The sequence below is a fragment of the Dinoroseobacter sp. PD6 genome, assembly GCF_028807315.1.
Classification (GTDB): domain Bacteria; phylum Pseudomonadota; class Alphaproteobacteria; order Rhodobacterales; family Rhodobacteraceae; genus Dinoroseobacter; species Dinoroseobacter shibae.
In genome coordinates this window covers 150644-165399 of sequence record NZ_JARAMN010000004.1, presented here as the reverse complement: position 1 = coordinate 165399, position 14756 = coordinate 150644, and the positions used below count along the sequence as shown (strand labels likewise).

Below are 14756 nucleotides of genomic sequence, written 5' to 3'. Positions count from 1 at the left end.
CCGGACATATCCCTACCGGAGGCCGCTGACGTCGCAGCCGGGCGCGTTCGCCGTGGGGCGCGAAACGGGTAAGGTGCCAAGCGGTTTCGAAACCGCTTGCCAGCACCCGGCCGGAACGCTGAGCGGCGGCGACAAGGCGCGGGACTTGTCCAGACCGCACCACGCGTGCTCCCCCGTTTCGTCACATTTAACGGTTTCGCTCTATACCGGTCGCGACTCTCTCTTGCGGCCCCGGAGACCGCCATGACCCTGATGACCCGCGTCGATGCGGCCCTGGCCGCGACCAAACCCGCACTGACCGGGCTTGCCTGCGATGCCCATGTCCGTACCCCCTGCGGCGAGCGGCGGGTGGAATTCCTGCGCCCCGGCGACCTGATCGTCACGCGCTCCGACGGGCTGCAACCCCTGCGCCACATCCTGCGCACCCGGGTGTCGCTCGCCGAGATGCGCGCCGATCCCGCGCTCGCCCCGATCCGGCTGACCCCGCGCGCCCTCGGCCCGCTGATGCCCGTCCGCAGCCTCGCACTTGCCCCGGACCACCCGGTGCGCGTGCCGGCCCACCTGCTGGGGCAGAGCGTCCCCGACCCGACCCTGCGCCTGACCGCGCGCAGCCTGGCCGACTATTTCGACGAGATCTTCGTGGACATGTCGGCCAACGGCGCGATCTATCACGGCCTGGTCTTCGACCGCCCCCAGGCACTGATGGTCAATGGCGTGCTGGTCGAAAGCGCGACGCCCGACGCGTCAAGCCTGCGTCACATGGACGAGGACACGCGCAAGGCCCTCGAGCGGCTCTTTCCGCACCTGCGCAGCAAACCCGTGCGCCTCGCGCTCTGAGCCCCGCTCAGGTCACTTCTCGGCCAGCGCGTCCCAGGCCGCCATCGCCTGCGCGGCATACATCAGCGACGGCCCACCACCCATCTGCACTGCCACGCCGAGCACATCGGCCAGCTCCTGCCGGGTGCCGCCCGCCTTGGCCAGCCCTTCCACATGAAACCCGATGCAGGGCGCGCAGCGTTGCGACACGGCAATTCCGAGCGCCACGAATTCGCGGGTCTTGAGGTCGAGTTCCCCACTCTCCTTGGAGGCCTTTGTCAGCGCCCCGAAGCCCCGCGCGGTCTCGGGGATCGCCGCGTTCAGGGTTCTCAGATCGCCACGGACCTCGTCCATATACGCCGTCCAGTCCATACCATTCTCCCTTCCGATGTTTCCAACAGGACATGACCCGGCCGCAGGCCGCACACCTTGATCACGATCAATCGCCCCGCCGGGCTCAGAGCATCGACGGCACCACCAGGTCCGGCGGGCGGTGACCGTCATCGAAGGTCTTGATGTTGATGATCACCTTCTCGCCCATCTCGGCGCGGCCCTCTTCCGTGGCCGAGCCCATATGGGGCAACAGAACGACGTTGGGCAGCTCGCGCAGGCGCGGGTTGACCTCGTGGCCATGCTCGAACACATCGAGCCCCGCGCCCGCGATGTCGCCCGCGCGCAACATCCGGGTCAGGGCGTTCTCGTCGATCACCTCCCCGCGCGAGGTGTTCACGATCACCGCCGAGGGCTTCATCAGCTTCAGCCGCCGCGCATTCATCAGATGGAAGGTCGACGGCGTGTGCGGGCAGTTCACCGAAATCACGTCCATCCGGCTCACCATCTGGTCGAGGCTCTCCCACCAGGTCGCCTCCAGCTCTTCCTCGATCCCCTTATGGAGCCGCCGACGGTTGTGGTAGTGGATCTGCATCCCGAAGGCCTTGGCCCGCCGCGCCACCGCCTGCCCGATCCGGCCCATGCCGAGGATACCCAGCCGCCGCCCGGCGATCCGTCCCCCCATCAGCGCCGTGGGGCTCCAGCCGGTCCAGGCCCCCGTTTGCATCAGCGCGAGCCCCTCGGGAATGCGCCGGGTCACCGCGAGGATCAGGGCGAGCGTCATGTCGGCGGTGTCGTCGGTCAGAACCCCGGGGGTGTTCGAGACATGGATGCCGCGCTGCCGCGCCGTGGCCACGTCGATATGATCCACCCCGGCCCCGTAATTCGCGATCAGCTTCAGCCTGTCGCCAACCCCGGCCAGCATCGCACCGTCGATATGGTCGCTCACCGTGGGGACCAGCACATCCGCCCGCCGCATCGCGGCCTGCAGCGCGTCGCGCGACATCGGCGTGTCGCTCTCGTTCAACTCCACGTCGAACAACTCCTTCAGCCGCGTTTCCACCGCTTCGGGCAACCGTCGCGTGACGACAACACTCAGGCGCTCACCGGGCATCGGCCCACCTCCACACTTTGCAATCTGGCGCCATAGTGGCAATAAGTGGAGAACAGGGGCAAGCAGATAGACCCCGTCGCGCAATAAAATGACCGGGCCGATTTTCCGGCCCCACGAGCAGTCGAGGCCCAAGATGATCCACCGCGCGCCCGCCGGGTGTCTCCGTGTCCTGTGTGTCACGCTTGTGCTGCTGTCCGGGGCGCTCGCCGTGGCCGGCCCGGTCCGGGCCGCCGATCCCGCGGCGCCCACCGCGGCCGAGGCCGAACCGCGCACCGGGCCGGTGACCAACCTGCCCCTGCCGCGCTTCGTGTCGATGAAGGCCGCCGAGGGCAATGTACGCCGTGGCCCGTCCCTGACCCACCGGATCGACTGGGTGTTCAAGCACCGCAACATGCCGCTGGAGATCACCGGCGAGTACGGTCACTGGCGCCGGGTACGCGACCGCGACGGCGCGGGCGGCTGGATGCACTACTCGTTGCTGAGCGGCGCGCGCACGGTGATCATCGAGGAAGATCTCGCCCCCGTGCTGAGCCAGCCCAATGAAGATGCCCAGGTCCGCGCACGGGCCGAACTCGGCGTGATCGCCCGGCTTGAAGGCTGCGAGAACGCCTGGTGCCGGGTCCGGGTCGGGCGCACCCGCGGCTGGATGCAGGAAGCCCAACTCTGGGGCGTGACCCACACCCCGCCGCCCGTCGCTCTGCCCGAAGGCGAGGCCTATTCCGGCTTGGCGATGACCAGGTAATACAGCTGGTCGCGGTAGTAGATCACACTCCGCGTCACCCGGAAATGCACGATCAGGTTGTTGTTGACGCCGATCTGCGTCTCTTCCGTCAACATCCGCCGGTCCACCACCGCGTCCTGCGGCTGGCTGAGATCGAGCACGAGGCCGGAATAGGCCTCCAGGCTGATCGCCGCGCCGAGGAATTGCCGCTCTCCGAACAGGGACCGGGCCGCCCGGTTGGCGAAGGTCACATTGCCGTTCTGGCGCACCACCATGACCGGGTCCGGCACCGCCTCCAGCCCGGCGCGCAGATCGTTATCGGCCACGTTCAGCACCAGCAGCTGCGCGACCTCACCCGCGGTATCATAAAGCGGCACGATCAACCGCCGCCAGATCCGCGCGAACACGTCCGAGGGCGGCTCATGCAGGCTCTTGACCCACTGCCCCCGGGCGATGACCGCCTGGTAGAGTGCCCGGAAGAAGCTGGAGATATAGCCGCCAATCTCGGAGGTTCGCCGCCCGCTCATATCCCGGCCATAGGTCGCGGCAACCTCGTCGCCGTAATGCAGATAAGTGAAATCCACCGGCGCCCCCTCTGCATCGCGCACCGGCGCCAGTACCATCATCCAGCCCTTGTAATGGGCCAGATCCGCCGCCTCGAACGCCGCGAGGGTCAACCGCCCGTCATCGCCGCAGAGCTTGCGCAACTCGGCCGCGAAGGATCGGATCACCGGGTGGCGCAGGTCGCGCGCCTGGGGGTCCCAGATCAGGATCGGTGCGCTGGCGTCCTGGGCCGCGAACAGCATCCGCAGTGCATCGGTCCGTCCCTCGATGATCTCCCGGCTCAGCGCCGCGATTTCCGAGGGGTCGGAGGGGACGGCTGGGTCGGGAACGCTCTCGGGCATGGTGGCACACTCTGTGAAACGACGACTGCGGCCAATATACCACGGCAGACCTTTTGCGGGGGATTAATCTTCCCGGCCCTGCCTGCGCCGCAGGATCACGCGGCCTTGTCCAGCCCCCGTCCCTTGAGCAGGGCCTCGACCCCCGGCATCCGGCCGCGGAACGCGCGGTATAGCCCGTCTGCCTCCGCCGATCCGCCCGCCGACAGGATATGCGCCTCCAGCTTGGCGGCGGTGTCGGGGTCGAAGGCGCTGCCGGCCTCCTCGAAGGCCGCGAAGGCATCGGCATCCATCACCTCGGACCACATGTAGCTGTAATACCCCGAAGAATAGCCGTCGCCCGCGAACACATGGGCGAAATGGGGCGTTGCGTGGCGCATCCGGATCGCGTGGGGCATGCCCAGCTTGGCCAGCACCTCCGCCTGCCGCGCCATTGGGTCCGCGGGGGCCGCGCCCTCGTGGAAATCCAGGTCGACCAGGGCCGAGGCCACATATTCCACCGTCTGGAACCCCATGTCATAGGTTGCCGCGGCCAGCATCCGCGCCAGCAGGTCGGCGGGCATCGGCGCGCCGGTCTCCGCATGGACCGCGAAGGCGCGCAGCACCTCGGGCACCTCCAGCCAATGCTCGTAAAGCTGGCTCGGCAGCTCCACGAAGTCCCGCGCCACCGAGGTGCCCGAGATCATCGGATAGGTCACGTCCGACAGGATATGATGCAGCGCATGGCCGAACTCATGAAACAGCGTGCGCGCATCGTCGAACGACAGTAGCGCGGGCTGCCCCTTGGCCGGCTTGGCGAAGTTGCACACGTTGGTGACAATCACGCGGGTATCCCCGTCGAGCTTGTGCTGCGCGCGCAGCGACCCGCACCAGGCCCCCGACCGCTTGCCCGCCCGTGCGAAGTAATCCCCCACGAACACCGCCATCAACCGCTCGCCGCGCCGGATTTCCCAGGCGCGTGCGTCCGGGTGGGCCAGCGGTGCATCGATGGGGGCAAAGGACAGCCCGAACAGGCGCGCGGCACAATCGAACGCCGCCTCGATCATCTTGTCGAGTTGCAGGTACGGCTTCAGCTCCGCCTCATCCAGGTCATGCTCCGCCTGCCGCCGCTTTTCGGAGTAATAGCGCCAGTCCCAGGCCTCCAACGGCCCGTTGACCCCATCCTCCTGCATCATCGCGGTCAGCACCTCGGCATCGGCCTCCGCCGCCGCCTTGGCCGGGGCCCAGACCGCCATCAGCAGATCGCGCACCGCCGCCGGGGTCTTGGCCATCTCCGGCTCCAGCTTGTAGTCCGCGAAGCTGTCGTAGCCGAGCAGTTTGGCGCGCTCCTCCCGCAGGGCCAGAACCTGTGCCGCGATGCCGCGATTGTCCGTGGGGCCATCATGCTCGCCCCGCGCAACCCAGGCCTCATAGGCCTTTTCGCGCAAATCCCGGCGCGGGCTGAATTGCAAAAACGGCACGATCAGCGACCGCGACAGGGTCACGACATGCCCGTCCATCCCGCGCTCCTCGGCCGCCGCGCGCGCCGTGGCGACGACGAACTCCGGCAGCCCCTCCAGATCGACGTCGGCCAGCGGCATCACCCAATCGCGCTCATCCGCCAGCAGGTTCTGGGTAAACTCCGTCCCCAGCATCGCCAGCCGCGCCTTGATCTCCGTCATCCGGTCCTTGTCGGCCCCGGTGAGGGCCGCGCCCGCCCGGGTGAAGTCCTTGTAATACAGCTCCGCAACCCGCGCCTCTTCGGCCCCGAGGGCCTCGCGCCCCTCCCAGACCGCCGCGATCCGGGCAAAGAGCGCCGCGTTGGAGATCACTTCGGAATTATAGGCGCTCAGCTTGGCGCTGAAGTCCTTCTGTAGCGCCTCGCGCGCGGGCGTGCTGTCCGTGGCGGCGACGTGGTAGAACACCCGCACCACCTGCCCCAGCTTGCGCGCCCCGGCCTCCAGCGGGCGGATCGTGTTGTCGAATGTCGGGGCCTCGGCCGACCCGGCGATCGCCGCGATCTCGGCCCGCGCCTCGGTCAGCGCCGCCTCCAGCCCCGGCGCGAAATGGGCATCCTCGATCCGGTCGAAGGGCGGCAGGCCGTAGGGCGGGGTCCAGGTGTCGAGAAGCGGGTTGGTCATGGGCGGGTCTCCTTTGGGATGAACCTAGGACGCCCGCGACCCGGCAACAACCACAGCCCTGAAAACAAGCGGTATCAGACCCGGGCGCGCGATCCTGGCTCAGATATGCCCGCAGACCGGGCAGTCGGCGCGGCGCTTGAGCTTCACGGTCCGGGTCTCGGCGTTCAGCGCATCGTAGAGCATCATGCGCCCACTCAGCCCCGTGCCGGCATCGGTCAGCTCCTTCATCGCCTCCAGCGCCATCATGGTGCCGATCACTCCCGGCAGCGGCCCTGCGACCCCCGCCTCGGCGCAGGAGGGGGCGAGGCCGTCCGCCGGCGCCTTGGGGAAGATGCAGGCATAGCAGGGCGCGCCGCGCACCGGATCGAACAAGCTGATCTGCCCCTCCCACTGGGCAATCGCGCCGGAAATCAGGGGCTTGCCCGTGGCGACAGCCGCCTTGTTGACCAGGGTTCGGGTCTCGAAATTGTCATTGCCGTCGAGGATCAGGTCGTATTCGGCAAAAAGTTCTTCGGCGATCTCCGCCGTCAGCCGCCGGTTGTAGGGGCGCACGGTGATGTGCGGATTGAGCGCGGTCATCGCCATCTCGGCGGAAAAAACCTTGGGCATGCCTGACCGCGCATCCGTATGGATCACCTGCCGCTGCAGGTTGCTCAGGCTCACGGTGTCGTGGTCGATCACCCCGATGGTGCCGACCCCGGCCCCCGCCAGATAAAGCAGCACGGGCGAGCCCAGCCCCCCGGCCCCCACGACCAGCACCTTGGCCTCCTTCAGCCGCTTCTGGCCCAGCCCGCCGATCTCGCGCATCACGATGTGGCGGGCGTAGCGGTCCAGTTCCACGTCCGAGAACGGGCCGGTCTGCCGGGTTTCCGAGGGCGGCGGGGCCTGCACCCGTGCCCGCACCCGGCGCAGCCCGGCGCGGTAGAGCACCACCAGCACCGCGAACCCGCCAAGGATCAGCCAGAGCGCGGGCGACCCACCGGTCATCACCCGCAAGGGCGTGCCCTCGGGCAACAATACCTGGATGCCCAGCACCGCCACGTAGAGCAGACCCAGCAGCAGCCAGCGCGCCTGCGATGGCAGCCCGGCGCGGCGCGCCACCAGCCAGATGGTCAGGGCAAGAAAGAAGACGAAAAACATCGCGCTACCCCCGCCCTGTCGAGCCGAAGCCGCCCGCGCCGCGCGCGGTCTCGTCCAGCCGGTCCACCGGCGCGAACACCGCCTGGACCACCGGCGCGATCACCGCCTGGGCGATCCGGTCGCCATGGTGCAACGTCACCGCCTCGGTCCCGATCACCGTCAACAGCACGCCCAGGGGACCGCGATAATCGCTGTCGATGGTGCCCGGCGTGTTGGGCAGGCTCAGCCCATGTTTCAGCGCAAGGCCAGATCGCGGCCGGATCTGCATCTCGTAGCCCGCCGGGATCGCCACCCGCAGCCCCGTGGGCACGATCACCCGGCAGAGCGGCTGGATCTCGACGCCTTGATCGCGGATCTCGGGCGGCAGGTTGGCGCGCAGGTCCGCACCCGCCGCTCCGGCCGTCTCGTAGCTGGGCAAGGGGATTGCCTCATCCGCCCAAGGCTCGCGCAGCACCTCGATCATCAGGCTCATGCAAGCGCCTCGGCGATCCGGGCGGCGAGCTTCGCGGCCACCTGCGCCTTGTCCATGCGCGGCCAATCCTCGGCCCCCGCCTCGGTGATCAGGGTCACGGCATTCTCGGTGCCGCCCATGATCCCCGTGGCGGGTGAGACGTCATTGGCCACGATCCAGTCGCAGCCCTTGCGCAGCCGTTTCGCGGTGGCATGGGCGGTCACATCGTCGGTCTCGGCGGCGAACCCCACGACCAGCGCGGGCCGTTGCGGCCCCTTGGACACCGTGGCCAGGATATCCGGATTTTCGGCGAAACTGAGGCTGGGCAGCGTACCTGCCGCGTCCTTCTTCATTTTCGATGTGGCTGCCTCCGTCACTCGCCAGTCCGCCACCGCGGCGGCAAAGACGCCCGCATCCGCGGGCAAGGCCGCCTCCACCGCCGCAAGCATTTCAACGGCCGTTTGCACCCGCGTGACCGCCACGCCCGCGGGGGGCGGCACATCCGCGGGGCCGGTGACGAAACTGACCCGCGCGCCCAGATCCCGCAAGGCAGCCGCAATCGCCGTGCCCTGCGCCCCGGAGGACCGGTTGGCGATGTAACGCACGGGATCGATCGGCTCATGGGTCGGGCCGGAAGTCACCAGCACATGCCGTCCCGCCAAGGGCCCCTCCGACAGGGCCGCCTCGATGGCCGCCACGATGTCCTCGGGCGCGCTCATCCGTCCGGGGCCGAACTCGCCACAGGCCATCTCCCCCTCGTCCGGCCCCACCACCAGCACGCCGTCGCCCTGCAATGTCGCAAGGTTGCGCCGGGTCGCGGGGTGGTCCCACATCCGCACGTTCATCGCCGGTGCGATCAGCACCCGCTTGTCCGTCGCCATCAGAAGCGTCGAGGCCAGGTCGTTGGCCAGCCCGCCTGCCATCTTGCCCATCAGGTCCGCCGTGGCAGGGGCCACCACCACCAGGTCCGCGGCCCGGCTCAGCTCGATATGGCCCATCTCCGCCTCGTCGGTCAGGTCGAACAGGTCGCGATAGACCTTCTCGGCGGCCAGGGCCGAGGCGCTCAGGGGGGTGACGAATTCCTCGGCGGCCCGGGTCAGCACAGGTGTGACCGACGCCCCCACCCGGCGCAATTGCCGCGTCAGGTCGAGCGCCTTGTACGCCGCGATACCGCCCCCGATGATCAGGAGAATGCGTTTGCCTGCCAGCATGTTGGCCGCCCTTTTTGCGCGATTTCCCAAGGTGTAGGCCCGGCTGGCCCGGAACTCAACTACACGCTACCGGAAGGCCGCGCACGGATCGTCGCGCTCTGTCGGTGCGGTCACGAGCCAGCCGTCGAAGGGCGGCGCCTCCTCGGGCGCGGACTCAAACTGGCCCAGCGCATAGACCGTCACCTCGGGCGCAGCGCGGTTGAGGTACCAGGGCACCCCCCAGTCGGTGCGCGCATGGCCGTTGCCGGTGATCAGGACCACGGGCGGACCATGGGCCTCCAGCGCCTGCAAAACCGTGTCGGCAAAGGCCGCGTCGCGCAACCGCTGCGCGCCCACCATGCCGCCCAGCATCTCGGCGGGCAAAGCATCGCAATGGGCCTCCATCTGCATCGCTTCGCGCTCGGCCTGCTGGTCCTCGGGCAAAGGCTGATCAAGCCCGTAGCGCGCGGGATCGCCCCCGGCCTCGGCAAAGCTCTCTGCCGGGCCCTTGGCGACCGATCCGCGCACCAACGCCCGAGGCAGCGCCGCACCATAAAGCGGCACATCCGGCGCGGCCTCGAAGATCGGCCAATACATCTCGAAATCGGGCCAGCCGCTGTCGGCCCAGCCCAGCGCCGCGCCGAGGGTCTCGACATCCATCCAATCCAGCTCGGTCAGGCCCTGCACCTGCCCGGGCGACAGCATCTCGAAGACCAGCGCCCTGGGCGCGATCGCCGCCACCGCCGTGGCCTGGTTCAGGTGATGGATCGGGCTGTCATGCAACTCGCCCAGGATGATCACATCCGCCCGGGGCAGCTGCGTGAGGTCCTCAGACAGCAACTCGCCCGCCGGGAGGGGGCGGGCGAGCAGGAGGAGAGCCGGAAGGATCAGGCGAAGAATTGGCGAACCTCGGAAGACTGGTTCATCAGGTTCTTGCGCATCTTGCCGAAGGCGGCCGCTTCGAGCTGCCGCACACGCTCTTTAGACAGGCCCAACTCTTGGCCGAGGCTTTCCAACGTCCGGGGCTGGTCGCGCAGCTTGCGCTCGCGCACGATGAAGCGTTCCCGCTCGTTCAGTGCGTCCATCGCCGTGATCAGCCAGCCGCGCAGGGTCTCGATATCATGATCCTGCTCGACCAGTTCGGCGGCTTGCGCGCCGGTGTCTTCCAGCGTGTCGATCCATTCGCGGCCCTCGTCCTCGGTCGACTGGGTGGCGTTCAGGGAATAGTCGGAGCCCGCGAGGCGTCCTTCCATCATCTCGACGTCATGCAGAGGCACACCGACCTCGGTGGCAATCATCTGGCGCAGCTGGTGCCGGTCGAGGGGCTCGCCCGCCGAGGCCGCTTCGCGCTCCAGACGGGCCTGAACCCGGCGCATGTTGAAGAACAGAGACTTCTGGGACGAGGTGGACCCCGTCCGCACCATCGACCAGTTCCGCATCACGTAATCCTGGATCGACGCCTTGATCCACCACACCGCATAGGTCGAGAACCGCACACCGCGATCCGGGTCGAACTTGTCAGCGGCCTTCATGAGGCCCAGACCCGCTTCCTGGATCAGGTCGTTCATCGGGGCGCCGTAGCGCTTGAATTTCGCCGCCATGGAGATCGCAAGGCGCATGTACGCGGTGATGAGGCGGTGCAGCGCCTCTTCGTCCCGCTGATCGCGCCAGGCATAGGCCAGCCTCAGCTCCGTTTCCGCGTCGAGCAATTCGGCCTGCATCGCACGCCGGGACAAACTCATTTCACCTGAATATCCGTCTAGCGCCATATCAACCCCCTGCGGACATTGCGTCCTGTTTTCTCGCTTGGCATAGGAGGTACGCGGGCAAGTCCAAACCGGATCACCAAAAATGACGATATTTTTCAAAAGGAGCCGGTTTTGACCATGAATCTGCCGCGGTTGACCCTGGTTCTCGGGGGGGCTGCATCCGGAAAATCCGTTTTTGCAGAAGGCGTTGTGTCGAAAACCAGCCGCCCCCGGGTCTATGTCGCCACCGCCCAGGCATTCGATGCCGAAATGGCCGAAAAAATCGCCGCCCATCGCCACAATCGCGGCCCGGGCTGGCGCACGCTGGAGGCGCCGCGCGACATCGGCGCAGCCCTCGCGCAGGTCGACGCCGCGGAGGTCGTGCTGCTCGATTGCGCCACGCTCTGGCTCAGCAACGTCATGCTCGCCGACGAGGTCGAGACCCCCATCGCTGTGGAGGAGTTCTTCGAGGCACTGGAAAACTGCCCCGCCCCCGTGGTGGTTGTCAGCAACGAAACCGGCATGGGGATCGTGCCCGAACATCGGCTCGGGCGGGACTTCCGCAACGCGCAAGGCCGGCTGAACCAGCGGCTCGCGGCCCGCGCCGAGACGGTGGTTTTCGTCGCCGCCGGGTTGCCGATGTTTCTCAAGGGTGCGCCATGACCCAGGACTGGTACTGGGTGCGCCACGGCCCGACCCATGCAAAGGGCATGGTCGGCTGGACCGACCTGCCCGCCGATCTGGGCGACACCGCCGCCCTCGCCCGGCTGGCGGCCTACCTGCCGGCCGCGGCGCGGGTGGTGTCTTCGGACCTCACCCGTGCGGCGACCACGGCGGACGCGATCGCCGCCGGCCGCCTCCGCCTGCCCCACGCCCCCGCCCTGCGGGAGATGCATTTCGGCGCCTGGGAAATGCGCCACCACGCCGAGATCGAGGCCGAGGACCGCGACCGCATCTTCGCCTTCTGGGACCAGCCCGGCGATGTCGCCCCCCCCGGCGGCGAGAGCTGGAACACCCTGCGCACCCGGGTCGACGGTTGGGTCGACGCCCAGGCTGCCCCCGGCCCCCTCGTCGCCGTGGCGCATTTCGGCGTGATCCTGACCCAGGTGCAGCGCGCGCTCGGCGTCACTGCGCGGGAGGCCTTCGCCCACAAGATCGACAACCTTTCGGTCACCCATCTGCGCCGCACGGGCACCGCCTGGCAGGTCGAGACGATCAATCATCTGCCCTGAGCGGAGTGGGAAACCTCCCGCATCGGATTACATGAATTTTTAACGCAGGTTACCTTGCGTCATCGGCGCGATTGGTCATATGGTCGCAGCGCTTGGGGAGGGCCACCGCGCATGCCCGCGGATACCAGAGACGGGCACAACACGCGGCGGGCCATCGTTTTTTGGGAGAGACGCAATGGACAACCACAGCCACACAGACACCCCCGCCGATGCGGGCCCGCAGGACGCGCCGACCCGCAAGGACCGGCGCCGCTTCCTGCGGACCGCGGGGCTGGCCACCGCGGGCGCGGTCGCGGGCCTGACCATCCCGTTCGAGCGGCACATGCCCAGGGGGATGACGCTCGCTGCCTTCGCCGATGACAGCCCGCTTGCCGGCAAGGACGGGCTGACCCTGCTGGGCGACCGCCCGGTGAACGCGGAAACGCCCGCGCATCTGCTCGACGACGCCATCACGCCGACCGAGCGCCACTTCATCCGCAACAACGGCCTCTTGCCCGACAGCACCTCGCCCGAGGGCTGGACCCTGACCGTGGACGGCTTCGTCGACAATCCGATGACCATGACCATCGACGATCTGCGCAACAATTTCGAGGTCGTCACCCGTGCCCTGCACATCGAATGCGGCGGCAACGGCCGGGCGGCCTTCGATCCGCCCGCGCGTGGCAACCAGTGGACCGTGGGCGCGGTGGGATGCTCGGAATGGACCGGCGTGCGGCTCAAGGACGTGCTGGAGGCCGCGGGCGTCCAAGACGCCGCCGTCTATACCGGCCACGAGGGCGCGGATATCCACCTGTCGGGCGATCCGGACAAGTTCCCCCTCTCGCGCGGCATCCCGATCGAGAAGGCGCTGGACGAAACCGTGCTGATCGCGTTCGAGATGAACGGCGAGGCGCTGCACCCGATGAACGGCGCGCCTTTGCGGCTGGTGGTGCCGGGCTGGCCGGGCTCGTGCTCGCAGAAATGGCTGACCCGGATCTGGGTCCGCGACCAGGAGCATGACGGCGAGAAGATGGGCGGCCAGTCCTACCGCGTGCCCGCCTATCCGGTGGCCCCGGGCACGGATGTTCCCAACGAGGACATGGTCGTGATGGGCGCGATGCCGGTGAAATCGCTGATCACCTTCCCGATGAACGGCGCGGAGTCGGGCATGGAAACCGAGGTGCGCGGCCATGCCTGGGTCGGCGACCGCACCATCGAGCGGCTCGAGGTGTCCATCGACTTCGGCGCGACATGGGCCGAGGCCGATCTCGACGCGCCGGTGAACCCGGGCGCCTGGCAGAACTGGCGCACATCGGTCAGCTTCCCCCAGGCAGGCTATTACGAGGTCTGGGCCCGCGCCACCGACAGCGAGGGCGTCTCGCAACCCCACGCCATTGCCTGGAACCCCCGCGGCTACAACAACAACAGCCTGCACCGCGTCGGCCTGATGGTCAGCTGACCCCGACCGACCCGCAAGCCACCGGCGCAGCCCCGCGCGGGCTGCGCCGCTCCCTGCCAAGGACGACGAGACATATGCGACTGACCAAGACCACATTCTGGGGCGCGGCCCTGCTGCTGGCCTGCGGCGCGGCCATGGCCGAGATCACCGTCACGGACGATGACGGCAACTCCGAGGTGATTTATGACGTGGGCAAGCTCCATGTCGCGCCGGGGGCGCAGATCACCTATGATTACTGCACCGCCTGCCATTCAGAGATGATCATCGCCCAGCAGGGCCAGACCCGCGAGGGCTGGGACGAGATCCTCGTCTGGATGGTGGAGGACATGGGCATGGGCGAAATCGTCGAAGAGGATCGCGACCTGATCCTCGATTACCTCGCCACCTACTACAATCCCGACCGCCCCCACTTTCCCCAGAACTGACCGGGCCGCGCGGGCCTTGACGCGCCCGCGCCTCCGTCCTCTTGTGCGGGCCGGAGGACCCCGATGCAGAACACCCAGGTCATACTCGCCCGCCGCCCCGTGGGCGTGCCGCAGCCCGAACATTTCGACATCACCCGAACCCCCGTGCCCGACCCGGCAGAGGGCGAGGTCCTGATCCGGATCACCCACTGGTCGGTCGATCCCGCCCAGCGCGGCTGGGCCAATGACGTGCCCAACTACTCGCCACCCGTGGCGCTCGGCGATCCCATGCGCGCCTTCGCGGTGGGCGACGTGCTGGCCTCGCGGCATGCCGGTTACGCCGAGGGCGACGTGGTCGAGGGCCTCTTCGGGTGGCAGACCCATGCCTGCCTCCCCGGCGAGACCATTGCCCGCAAGGTGACCGAGACCGACCTGCCACGCAGCTACGCGCTCGGCATTCTCGGGCTGAACGGCACCACCGCGTATTTCGGCCTGCGGGAGACCTGCGCGGCCCGGGCAGGCGACACCGTGGTTGTCTCCACCGCCGCGGGGGCGGTCGGCTCCGCCGTGGGTCAGATCGCGCGGCTCATGGGCTGCCGCACCGTGGGGATCGCCGGCGGGCCCGAGAAAACCGCCCTCTGCACCGAGGCCTTCGGCTACGACGCCACCATCGACTACAAGGCACAGGATGTGGGCGCCGCCCTCGCCGATGCCTGCCCCGACGGGGTCGATTGCTATTTCGACAACACCTGCGGGCCGATCTCCGATGCGGTGATGGGGCATCTGGCCCAAGGCGCGCGGATCACCATCTGCGGCACCGCCGCCATCACCGAATGGGATCCGATCCCATCCGGCCCCAGGGTGCATCGGCAATTGCTGGTCGCCCGCGCCCGGATGCAGGGGTTCCTGATCTTCGACTACCGCGACAGGCTGGCCGAGGCGCGCGCAGCGCTGGCGGACTGGCTCCGCGCCGGGCAGATCACCACCCGCGAGCATATCCTCAAAGGCCCCGAGGCCGCGCCCGGCGCCATCTCCATGCTCTATCGCGGCGAGAATACAGGCAAGCTGCTGATCGCGGTCTGAACCTTCATCACGGATCGTGATGCCCGGCGTCACGCAAAAGCGTTTTCCAACGCCCCCCGCCCGCCCC

Annotated in this window: 16 protein-coding genes; 7 read left to right on the top strand and 9 right to left on the bottom strand. The window is 68.2% G+C overall.

From position 1 onward, the window contains the following. Positions 1-243 precede the first annotated feature (243 nt). Positions 244-837, top strand: a complete 594-nt coding sequence (locus tag PVW48_RS08885; protein WP_012179629.1) for a Hint domain-containing protein — start codon at positions 244-246, stop codon at positions 835-837. Between the two features lie 12 nt (positions 838-849). Here PVW48_RS08885 and PVW48_RS08880 read toward each other — a convergent pair whose 3' ends face one another. Both PVW48_RS08880 and PVW48_RS08875 read right to left on the bottom strand, forming a co-directional pair. Next, a complete protein-coding gene (locus tag PVW48_RS08880) occupies positions 850-1188 on the bottom strand; it encodes a carboxymuconolactone decarboxylase family protein (RefSeq protein WP_012179630.1) in 339 nt (112 codons plus the stop codon). A gap of 85 nt (positions 1189-1273) precedes the next feature. Continuing rightward, complete coding sequence (locus PVW48_RS08875; protein ID WP_012179631.1) at positions 1274-2260, bottom strand: 2-hydroxyacid dehydrogenase; 987 nt, start codon at positions 2258-2260, stop codon at positions 1274-1276. Positions 2261-2393: 133 nt separating this feature from the next. On the opposite strand from PVW48_RS08875, the gene PVW48_RS08870 reads away from it, so the two are divergent. Beyond that, a complete protein-coding gene (locus tag PVW48_RS08870) occupies positions 2394-3002 on the top strand; it encodes an SH3 domain-containing protein (protein WP_274581246.1) in 609 nt (202 codons plus the stop codon). On the opposite strand, the gene PVW48_RS08865 is transcribed toward PVW48_RS08870, so the two are convergent. From PVW48_RS08865 to PVW48_RS08835, 7 genes are all read right to left on the bottom strand, one after another. Further along, positions 2975-3886, bottom strand: a complete 912-nt coding sequence (locus PVW48_RS08865) for a PAS domain-containing protein (RefSeq protein ID WP_012179633.1) — start codon at positions 3884-3886, stop codon at positions 2975-2977. The genes PVW48_RS08870 and PVW48_RS08865 overlap by 28 nt on opposite strands. Before the next feature lie 95 nt (positions 3887-3981). Then, on the bottom strand, positions 3982-6003 hold the full coding sequence (locus tag PVW48_RS08860) for a M3 family metallopeptidase (protein WP_274581077.1): 2022 nt from the start codon (positions 6001-6003) through the stop codon (positions 3982-3984). A gap of 99 nt (positions 6004-6102) precedes the next feature. Continuing rightward, entirely contained in the window at positions 6103-7143 is a 1041-nt protein-coding gene (locus PVW48_RS08855; RefSeq protein ID WP_274581076.1) for a HesA/MoeB/ThiF family protein, read from the bottom strand. Positions 7144-7147: 4 nt separating this feature from the next. Beyond that, on the bottom strand, positions 7148-7615 hold the full coding sequence (gene dut / locus PVW48_RS08850; RefSeq protein ID WP_274581075.1) for a dUTP diphosphatase: 468 nt from the start codon (positions 7613-7615) through the stop codon (positions 7148-7150). Further along, entirely contained in the window at positions 7612-8805 is a 1194-nt protein-coding gene (gene coaBC, locus PVW48_RS08845) for a bifunctional phosphopantothenoylcysteine decarboxylase/phosphopantothenate--cysteine ligase CoaBC (protein ID WP_274581074.1), read from the bottom strand. Before coaBC ends, dut begins: the two co-directional genes overlap by 4 nt. Positions 8806-8871: 66 nt before the next feature. Next, positions 8872-9624, bottom strand: coding sequence for a ChaN family lipoprotein (locus PVW48_RS08840; RefSeq protein ID WP_274581073.1), 753 nt, complete (start codon positions 9622-9624; stop codon positions 8872-8874). Between the two features lie 47 nt (positions 9625-9671). After that, positions 9672-10553, bottom strand: coding sequence for an RNA polymerase factor sigma-32 (locus PVW48_RS08835; protein WP_012179639.1), 882 nt, complete (start codon positions 10551-10553; stop codon positions 9672-9674). Positions 10554-10670: 117 nt separating this feature from the next. On the opposite strand from PVW48_RS08835, the gene cobU reads away from it, so the two are divergent. The 5 genes from cobU to PVW48_RS08810 all read left to right on the top strand — a co-directional run bounded on the left by cobU (position 10671) and on the right by PVW48_RS08810 (position 14689). Next, entirely contained in the window at positions 10671-11195 is a 525-nt protein-coding gene (gene cobU / locus PVW48_RS08830) for a bifunctional adenosylcobinamide kinase/adenosylcobinamide-phosphate guanylyltransferase (protein WP_274581245.1), read from the top strand. Then, the gene (locus tag PVW48_RS08825) at positions 11192-11764 is read left to right on the top strand and encodes a histidine phosphatase family protein (RefSeq protein WP_274581072.1); all 573 of its coding nucleotides are present in this window, start codon (positions 11192-11194) and stop codon (positions 11762-11764) included. Before cobU ends, PVW48_RS08825 begins: the two co-directional genes overlap by 4 nt. A gap of 175 nt (positions 11765-11939) precedes the next feature. Beyond that, positions 11940-13202, top strand: coding sequence for a sulfite oxidase (locus tag PVW48_RS08820; protein WP_274581071.1), 1263 nt, complete (start codon positions 11940-11942; stop codon positions 13200-13202). Between the two features lie 74 nt (positions 13203-13276). Continuing rightward, positions 13277-13627 carry a hypothetical protein gene (locus PVW48_RS08815; RefSeq protein ID WP_012179643.1) on the top strand — a complete coding sequence of 117 codons (351 nt, stop codon included), beginning with the start codon at positions 13277-13279 and terminating at the stop codon, positions 13625-13627. 63 nt (positions 13628-13690) lie between these two features. Further along, positions 13691-14689 carry an NADP-dependent oxidoreductase gene (locus tag PVW48_RS08810; protein WP_274581070.1) on the top strand — a complete coding sequence of 333 codons (999 nt, stop codon included), beginning with the start codon at positions 13691-13693 and terminating at the stop codon, positions 14687-14689. Positions 14690-14756 lie beyond the last annotated feature (67 nt).